15 protein-coding genes and 1 pseudogene are annotated in these 8,249 nt (G+C 46.2%); all 16 read left to right on the plus strand.

Features of this window, described 5'->3' with window-relative positions:
- Positions 1–698, plus strand: a pseudogene (locus tag MM817_RS15805) (AAA family ATPase); the annotation flags it as partial.
- Positions 699–700: 2 nt separating this feature from the next.
- Entirely contained in the window at positions 701–895 is a 195-nt protein-coding gene (locus MM817_RS15810; protein WP_241716915.1) for a hypothetical protein, read from the plus strand.
- A complete protein-coding gene (locus MM817_RS15815; RefSeq protein WP_241716917.1) occupies positions 892–1,137 on the plus strand; it encodes a DUF4258 domain-containing protein in 246 nt (81 codons plus the stop codon). Before MM817_RS15810 ends, MM817_RS15815 begins: the two co-directional genes overlap by 4 nt.
- A gap of 85 nt (positions 1,138–1,222) precedes the next feature.
- Complete coding sequence (locus tag MM817_RS15820) at positions 1,223–1,654, plus strand: hypothetical protein (protein WP_241716919.1); 432 nt, start codon at positions 1,223–1,225, stop codon at positions 1,652–1,654.
- Between the two features lie 47 nt (positions 1,655–1,701).
- Positions 1,702–2,085 carry a YgiT-type zinc finger protein gene (locus MM817_RS15825; protein WP_241716920.1) on the plus strand — a complete coding sequence of 128 codons (384 nt, stop codon included), beginning with the start codon at positions 1,702–1,704 and terminating at the stop codon, positions 2,083–2,085.
- A 36-nt stretch (positions 2,086–2,121) separates the two neighbouring features.
- Positions 2,122–2,421, plus strand: coding sequence for a hypothetical protein (locus MM817_RS15830; protein WP_241716922.1), 300 nt, complete (start codon positions 2,122–2,124; stop codon positions 2,419–2,421).
- A 91-nt stretch (positions 2,422–2,512) separates the two neighbouring features.
- Positions 2,513–2,830, plus strand: a complete 318-nt coding sequence (locus MM817_RS15835; protein WP_241716924.1) for a hypothetical protein — start codon at positions 2,513–2,515, stop codon at positions 2,828–2,830.
- An 89-nt stretch (positions 2,831–2,919) separates the two neighbouring features.
- The gene (locus MM817_RS15840) at positions 2,920–3,189 is read left to right on the plus strand and encodes a LysM peptidoglycan-binding domain-containing protein (RefSeq protein WP_241716926.1); all 270 of its coding nucleotides are present in this window, start codon (positions 2,920–2,922) and stop codon (positions 3,187–3,189) included.
- Between the two features lie 50 nt (positions 3,190–3,239).
- Positions 3,240–3,416, plus strand: coding sequence for a hypothetical protein (locus MM817_RS15845; RefSeq protein WP_241716928.1), 177 nt, complete (start codon positions 3,240–3,242; stop codon positions 3,414–3,416).
- Between the two features lie 77 nt (positions 3,417–3,493).
- Entirely contained in the window at positions 3,494–3,769 is a 276-nt protein-coding gene (locus MM817_RS15850) for a type II toxin-antitoxin system HicB family antitoxin (protein ID WP_241716930.1), read from the plus strand.
- A gap of 7 nt (positions 3,770–3,776) precedes the next feature.
- Entirely contained in the window at positions 3,777–3,911 is a 135-nt protein-coding gene (locus MM817_RS17610; protein ID WP_419723428.1) for a type II toxin-antitoxin system HicA family toxin, read from the plus strand.
- A 142-nt stretch (positions 3,912–4,053) separates the two neighbouring features.
- Positions 4,054–5,214, plus strand: coding sequence for a DNA polymerase III subunit beta (gene dnaN / locus MM817_RS15855; RefSeq protein WP_241716933.1), 1,161 nt, complete (start codon positions 4,054–4,056; stop codon positions 5,212–5,214).
- An 89-nt stretch (positions 5,215–5,303) separates the two neighbouring features.
- Positions 5,304–6,140: a phage antirepressor KilAC domain-containing protein gene (locus MM817_RS15860; RefSeq protein WP_241716934.1), complete on the plus strand. Its 837-nt coding sequence runs from the start codon at positions 5,304–5,306 to the stop codon at positions 6,138–6,140.
- An 82-nt stretch (positions 6,141–6,222) separates the two neighbouring features.
- The gene (locus tag MM817_RS15865) at positions 6,223–7,020 is read left to right on the plus strand and encodes an ArdC-like ssDNA-binding domain-containing protein (RefSeq protein ID WP_241716936.1); all 798 of its coding nucleotides are present in this window, start codon (positions 6,223–6,225) and stop codon (positions 7,018–7,020) included.
- Positions 7,021–7,097: 77 nt separating this feature from the next.
- Positions 7,098–7,532, plus strand: coding sequence for a JAB domain-containing protein (locus MM817_RS15870; RefSeq protein WP_241716938.1), 435 nt, complete (start codon positions 7,098–7,100; stop codon positions 7,530–7,532).
- Between the two features lie 86 nt (positions 7,533–7,618).
- A partial coding sequence (locus MM817_RS15875) for a DUF6094 domain-containing protein (RefSeq protein ID WP_241716940.1) occupies positions 7,619–8,249 on the plus strand: 631 nt, incomplete at its 3' end.

Genomic DNA, 8,249 nt, shown 5'->3' on the forward strand with positions numbered 1-8,249 from the left:
TTCGCATCAAAGTAGAGTCTCACAATGCCGCTATTACTAAGCACATGAAGTCACTCATCGAAGAGGGAAATCAAGTCAAAGCGGAAGTAGACCGCTGGCTTGCAGTTCCTGAAGCACAAGATGTGGAACCTTTGACCCAAGCGCGCATCGCTCAATTTGAGCAGGATGAACGCTTGGATGTGCAAGAAGCTGCCACCTACACAGCGCAAACGCAAATGATAACGAGTGCTACTCAAAAAATGAAATCCGTCGAACACGACCTGTCGGTGATTGCATCAGACATCGCACGTGTAGAGGGCATCATTCATGCGCTTGGTAGCTATCGATTGGCTTATGTGCGTATGCAACACGAAAAATTGAACGCCCATTTCCGTCATGTTCAGATCCATTTAGTAGATGTGAACAAAGAAACGGGTGAGATCAAAGATGCATTCCGTATTGAATGGAAGGGTCGGCCTTATCGACTGCTTTCCACTTCGGAATCAATCCGCTGTGATATTGAAATCGGACAAGCATTAGCGGCGGCACGGGGTGAAACGATGCCTATGTTTGTCGATAATGCGGAAAGCGTGCAACGTCTGTTCGATGAGATCTTTACAGGTCAAGTCATAGCTGCTTATGTGGCTGAATGTGCTTTGGCCGTTGAAGCATTTAAAGGTATCGAGTCACCTGATCATCCGGTCAAAAGGAGTGCTTGATCATGGATCTTCCGTGGTTTTGCCATCCGAAGGTGTCCGATGAGATCAAAGTGATAGCTATCTTGAGCTACTATCAGGCAGGGAATCTGGCGACAGTTTTCTCTGTAACGCGAGAGCAAATCGATAAGCGGCACGCGATTGATCAGATGTTTGTATCTGGTTTGTCGGTTGTTGCCGAAAAGGAGCGAGTCTCATGACCAAATTTGTCTATGATGTGCACGCCGTTCGTCGAATCGTGCAGCGCAGAGTGCCCATTGATGCGATTGAACAGATTGCCCGGTTTGGGGTGACGGTTCAAGAATCGAAACACCACGTGATGAAACGTGGGGAAATCGCAGGAGAGCCCGTACACGTGGTCATTAACCTGCCGTTCACGATCAAAACCGTGTATATCGCCAATGAGTGGTCCATTACGGTCGCTCATCATAAAGCCAACTAAACCAAAGGAGGGAAGGCCTCTTCTCGTTGAAACTAGCGAGAAGGGGAGACCCTTTCCGTTTAGCGCGAGAGTGTTGGGCGGAAAAATGAGAAAATGTGAGCATCGAGAATGTATCACCAATCGAAAAAAATGGCTTCGTAGTCAACGCCATGTTAGCCAACATGGAGACGAGTTGCGTGAACTACTAGATCTGGGCTACACAGTGAAGTGGGGAGTACACTCAGATCACCGCGAAAGCTTCCGTAATATACTGGCTTGGCAATCGCAAGAGGCCTTAGAAAATGGAGATTGCGTTGAATTTCATGTGTATCAGGATAGTCAACACGGTCTAACTTACAAATGGGTATGGCTTGGATATGCCAAGGTTGCTACTGGCAATTATCGACCGATCCATTTAGTACTGCTTGTTAATCCTAACAATCCAATCAAGAAAATATACGTCGCCACTGTCTATGATCCGTCTATAGAATCGTGGAAGTGGGACGAAACCTATTCTGTTCGGGTTTGTTGGAAATAAGAACAATTCAATCAGGTATACTGGTAGTCATGGAGGTGTGAAGTGCCATGACTACAAAAAAAGATCGGGAAACCACAAAAAAATGGACTAAGGAGATGCGGAATATGGTCTCTTTGAAGGCAGCGCTATGGACCAATGGAAACGAGGAAAAATTCCTCCAACAAGCTATAAGATCGTACCAGGAAGAAATTTTTCTTGCCGATGAATGTTGCTTTGAATGCAAAACAGACAGTAAGGAGATTTTCGCTGAGTATGAGATTCCAGACGGTAGGCACATTGTTTTTGAAGGAGTTCCTACGATGATTTGCCCGAATTGTGGAAATCAGGAATGGGATTTGAATGTCCTTGCTGCTTTGGAAAGGATAGCCGAAGAACTTCCTACTAACACTCGAATGAAACTGGTAGACGTGTTACAACTACAACCGCAATGAAGGAAGAAAGAATCATAAGAAGTGGTGGTTTTGTACATGAATAAAAGGGAATTATTCGAGGAACGTAATCCAATGAAAAATCTTTATGAAGTTGATGAAGTCATGTTTATCAACTTTCCAATGAGTATACGCAACGATGAAGTATTGATTGACGTTCGTATCTACGCATTGGCAAGAGAAGTGGCTAAACAAATTCCTGACACGCTCAAAAAATCAATTACAGTTGATTTTGATCGATTGTCTGTGTGGGACATGATCGGAGAAGATCCGAATGAGATTGTTGACATGGGGCCAGCGACGCAAGAATTGCTGTCATTGATGAGCGAATCAATATAGGTGTGTAAATTACACCAGTGGATGTTGTTAAAGATGAAATTAGCAACTACTTCGCTTCCCTTGATAAGCAAATACAAAGGGGCGGTGTGCAATGAAGGGAGAAAGAATCTTGATCACACATGGATTTAACGGCGTGTGGTTCAATAACTTTCCTGCTAAAAAAGGAGAAACGGAAGAAGAATTCACCTACAACTCGTTGGATGCTCTTGCAGCAGAGTTTGCCGCAGATGATATAGCCGACCCATTAAAAACGAGTGTCATTGTGGATTTTTCAAAACTTGATCGTATATATTTTGATCGAGTAAAAACGGAAATAAGAAGTAGAAAAGAACATCAGATGAGCGATCAAGAATTACACGAAATGGAGCAATTCTTGATTGAAAAGATTTTTGGTGTTCAACATAGTTAACTAAGAGATACCCCGCCGCAATCGGGGGTGAGAAATCACCTTCGAGCGGCGGCCTCGTAGGTGAAATATAGCCTATGAGGATGGTACACATGAAAAAAAAGACGAAACTTGCAATTGGTGCAGGCTTGTATGTGCTCGCTTCTATTTGGTTTGCCAATGTGGTTACGACGCCACCTAAAGTGGATACTTGGGAACGCGTCACGGTAACGCAGGGAGAGACCATTTGGGGCTTGTGCGAACAACACTGTCCATCGCAAGTGAACGTGAATGATGTGGTTGACGAGGTATGTACCCGCAACCACATCAACGGAACGATTCAACCAGGCGAAACGCTATGGATTCCTACACAGGTGTCCTAAGCAAGAGGCTGGATTTTTTGTACCCAAAAAGACGATAAGGGGATGTTTTCATGAAATTTGTGACTCGTGCAGACACGAAAAAAAGCGCTGAACGCGCGAAGAAATTTTACGAGCAACGCGGTGTACCCATTACGATTCGTGCAATGGGAAAAGGTTTTGCATTGTTTACACCTGATGAGTATTGTATTCAAGCGCATAGCGCGAGGAGTACGAGGTGTTCTTCGTGATTTCACTTAATCGTGTAATTTCACGCACTCCTTGCTACACTGTAGGTAACAAGATTGGTGAGCGAGGAGCTAAAATAATGAAATTTACGGTTATTTTTGAAAAAGAAGAAGAAGGGTATTCGGTATCTGTTCCATCACTGCCTGGCTGTTTTACTCAGGGAGATACGTTGGATGAAGCTACTCGTATGGCTAAAGATGCGATTCAAGGCCATATTGAATCATTATTGCAATTAGGACGAACGATTCCTACTGATCAACCTGCGGTTTTGGTGAATGCAACCGATGCTGATGAAATCTTGATTCGTAGATTGGAGGTCGATTTTCACGCCTCCTTTACCGCGAATCACGGATAAAGAACTGATACGGGTGCTTGTAAAATGTGGATGTATATTTCTTCGACAAAGAGGATCTCATCAACATTTTTTAAGCTCACGTAGTCATCAAGTAGTTACAGTCCCTATGCATTCAGGAAAAACAATCAATCCAAAAACATGAAAAAGTATTTTAGTGTCTGCGAAGATTGATGTTGATGAATTAATTAACCAACTATAATCTACCTTGCTTTCCTCCCACCGCCGTGGGGTCTTGACTATGAGACTCTCGCGGCGGCGGGTAGTCAACAAGGGAGACTAACCAAATGAACATCATCTTCAATAAAAAAGACTTGTTACGTGTATTAGACGATATCATCCGTGTGGTTCCAACGCATGTGACATCACCTGTGTTGCGGACCGTACGCATCGAAGCAACGAATGATGATACAGTGAACTTCCTAGCGGTTACGGCAGAAGTCACCTTGCGACACAAGCTCATCGATATGGGCTTTGGCGAGAATCCAGCTGCGATTGAAGAGCCTGGCGTCGTCGTGGTCTACGCAAAAGAAATTCGTGAGATCGTCAAGCGGTTAAGTGGGAAACAAGTGTCTTTTCGTTCTTCAAGCGAAGGCGTGCTGATTGTGAAGTCAGAGCGCTCAAAGTTTGAACTGCAGACCTTTGACCCCAAAACATTTAAGCTCCCATCCTATCAGGATGCAGAGTGCACATGCAGTGCTGAACTGAATGCCAAGGATCTCAAGCAATTGATCAAACAGTCCACCTATGCGTGTTCCACCTCATCCGATCGCCCAGCGCTACAAGGCGTACAGCTCTCGCTTGGGGAAGGACTCACAGCAGTGAGTTCGGACAGGTTTCGCTTGGCCTTTAGCCATGTAGACACGGATATTGAAACAGGAACTGGATCATCGGTCATTCCATCTGAATGGCTCGATCATTTAGCGGCGATGTTGCCAAGTGATGATGATGAAATGGTTCATCTCGTGCTTATAGACAATCACGTGACAGCCAGTTGGAATGATGGGGGAACAAGTTTTCGGATTCAAGCGATTGATGCGAAGTTCCCTGATATGACGAAGATCTGGCCTACACGATTTGCTGCACACTATACAGTCAAACGTGCTGTGCTCATTGAGACTCTAGAGCGTGTGCTCATCATTAGCCACGGGACAGACAATCAAATCGCACATTTCGAGGCGAACGATGGACAGTTGAAGCTCCGATCACAGGATCCTGTGGTGGGGAAAGTGGAAGATTCAGTAGAAGCGACCATTCAAGGAGAAGCATTTCACCTTGGGTTTAACGTTCGATTTATGATCGAAGCCATCAAGTCGATGGACGGAGATACGATCACGATTAAGCCAACGGGTCCATCGAGTCCCATTCAGTTAGAATCGGACAACCCCAACCAAAAAGCGATTGTGCTTCCGGTTCGGGTGGTATCTGCAAGCAATCAAACCGCCTAATCCAAGAACGCCTACCCATGCTAGGGGATCAACACTCTCCCCGGCATGGCCAGTGGGGAGAGTCAATCAAACCACTGGAGGTATAACACATGGATCAGACATGGGTGTTTGTTCAAAACGGAAAAGCAGTCACGGATAGTTTAACGGTGGCTAATGTATTTCAGAAGAGACATGATCATGTGATGCGTGATATTCAAAGCATCATGGCAGAAATTGAGGGAGATTTCTCACTCCTCAATTTTGGGGAGTCAACGTATACGAACGACCGAGGCCGAGAATACGCTAAATTCCTGATGACTGAAGATGGATTCACACTCTTAGCCATGGGCTATACAGGTAAAGACGCCATGCATTTTAAGGTGGCGTACATCAAAGAATTTCGTCGGATGCAACAGGAAGTAGCGCATCAACAAGAGGTTTTTTCGTATATGATCGCTGATCCTATCGAACGCGCCGAGAGATGGATTGAAGAAGAACGTGAACGTCAATCCCTCCAAGCGCAAAAAATCATGCTAGAACAACGCATAGCGGAATATGAACCGAAGTTGACCTATGTCGATCAGATACTCGAGTCCACCAACACCGTCACGATTTCGCAAATAGCGAAAGACTACGGACTTTCTGGCCAGAAGTTGAACGATCTTCTTCATAAGGAAAAGGTTCAGTACAAAATCAACGATCAATGGCTCCTCTACCAAGAGCATGTCGGGATGGGCTATACCAAGTCGAAAACGACGGAGTACGTCAACAGCAACGGTAGACACATGGCGAGAATGTCAACGGAATGGACCCAAAAGGGGAGGCTATTTATTCATCACCTTCTCTCCAAGCGTGACGTTGTTCCCGTCGTGGATCGAATGGATGACGATCGCCAAGAAGATCTCGTTCTTGTTGGTGATCTGCACCAACCTATTCAAGTAAGATGAATCCTTCGACCTAACACACGAAAGGGGGTAGCCCTCGCGAAACTTGCGGGGGGTACCCAGCAGGTTTCGTGCGGGCGAACATATGAACAAAAACGAGGCCATGAACAAGTTAGAGTCACATCTAAAAAGACTATTCGACAATGCGGAATGGGCTAACTTTCTCAAGTTTGCCGCATCTTTTCCCTCCTATTCATTCCACAATCGGCTCATGATTTGGGCGCAAAATCCAGATGCAACGTATGTAGCCGGATTTAAAGAGTGGGGGAAAAAGGGTCGCTACGTCAAAAAAGGCGAGAAGGGGATGGCGATATTCGCTCCTCTCGTCAAAAAAGACAAAAACGAAGAGACGAAAAGCGTCATCTATGGATTTCGCACGGTGTACGTCTTTGATATCGAGCAAACGGCTGGTGAGCCCTTGCCGGAAGCACCTGCAGTTCATCTCCTTCACCAAGAAGTCGATGAGCAGTTGCTACAACGCATGGTGGATTCGTGTCCGTTTCCTGTGCATGAATCATCGGATCTCAATGGCGCGAACGGTGCGTTCTATCACACCGATGGCCATATCGAGATTCTAGGCACCAATCCGATCGCGCAAAAGATCAAAACGCTCGCTCACGAGTGGGCACATGGTCTATTGCATCATCGGTCGGGTTTACCACCGACAATCAAAGAAGTAGAAGCAGAATCTACCGCCTTCCTGGTATGCCAAGCGTTAGGTATCGATTCATCAGACTATACGTTTGGGTACTTGATCGGTTGGTCGGGTGACGATGCAGTGGAGATCTTGCGAGATTCCATGGGACGGATTCAACAAGCGTCCGATGCCATTGTAGCAGCAATCAACAGCGTCGATACAACACATTCAGCTATCGCTAGTTAATCAGACTTTTCAACCCAACACGGTGGGAATTACTACGTCCCCACCGTGTACGGGGGCGAAAAGGATAGGAGATACCGATGGTAAGAATCGATGTCATTGCCGTAAAAGAACGGCGTATGCCCTATGATGGGATACGCAAAATCAAAACATCGAATGATGCAGCGAAGGTGGCGTCTGAATATTTATCAGGCGTTGATCGGGAGCATTTTATTATTTTGCTCTTAGATACAAAGCATCAAATCAATGCTATTCACACGGTGAGCATTGGCAGTTTAGCTGCTAGTATCGTTCATCCACGCGAGGTGTTTAAAGCAGCTATTGTGGCAAACGCCTCAGCGATCATTGCGGTTCATAATCATCCAAGTGGTGATTGTGAACCATCAAGCGAGGATCATGTGGTCACGAAGCGTCTCGTATCCGCTGGTAGCCTACTAGGTATCGAAGTCCTTGATCATCTGATTCTAGGTGTTCAAACATTTTATAGTTTCCGTGAACACGGAGCGATCAACTAAAAAACAGGAGGTGAACCCCTCTGTCTTGCAACAAGGAGACAGAGGGCCACCGCCTTCCGTCTCCTTGTTGTATGACACGGGAGACGATGAGAATCGAACAAGAAGGCAAAATGGGCTATGTGCCTACACCAACTAGCCAAACGGACTTGATCAAGCGGTTGTTGCACGTCCCTGATGCACCTGTGCGCATGCTAGATCCGTGTGCAGGTGAAGGAGAGGCGTTAAGTCGGTTAGCCAAGGGCACACAGGCGGTCACCTACGGGATTGAACTAGACGGCGCCCGAGCTGAAAAAGCGTCCGCTGTCCTCGATCACGTGAAACACGTGGCGATTGAACACGCCAGGATTGACAAACAAGCGTTTGGCCTGATGTGGCTCAATCCACCGTATGATCGAGCGACAAAAGATACAGAGGGTCAGTCTGATCGCAAGGAGATTATTTTCCTGCGTATGACGTCTCGGTATCTAGTGAGCCATGGGATTCTCGTGTTCATTATTCCGCAACCGCAAATCGACAAGAACTTAGCCTCCGCACTGGTGGGTCGCTATCGAGACATTCAGGTGTTTCGATTCGAGGACAACGAGTACGAAGTGTACAAGCAAGTGGTGATCGTGGGTATTCGCCGTTCCGGTCCTATTGGTGCAGGCGATGCGAGCGATAAACACATGCTCAAGCAGCTTGTCGAGATCGGCAAAGGAGACAAAGACGCCCTAGCTT

Origin of the sequence: Sulfoacidibacillus ferrooxidans, from assembly GCF_022606465.1 — a bacterium.
GTDB classification, from domain to species: domain Bacteria; phylum Bacillota; class Bacilli; order Alicyclobacillales; family SLC66; genus Sulfoacidibacillus; species Sulfoacidibacillus ferrooxidans.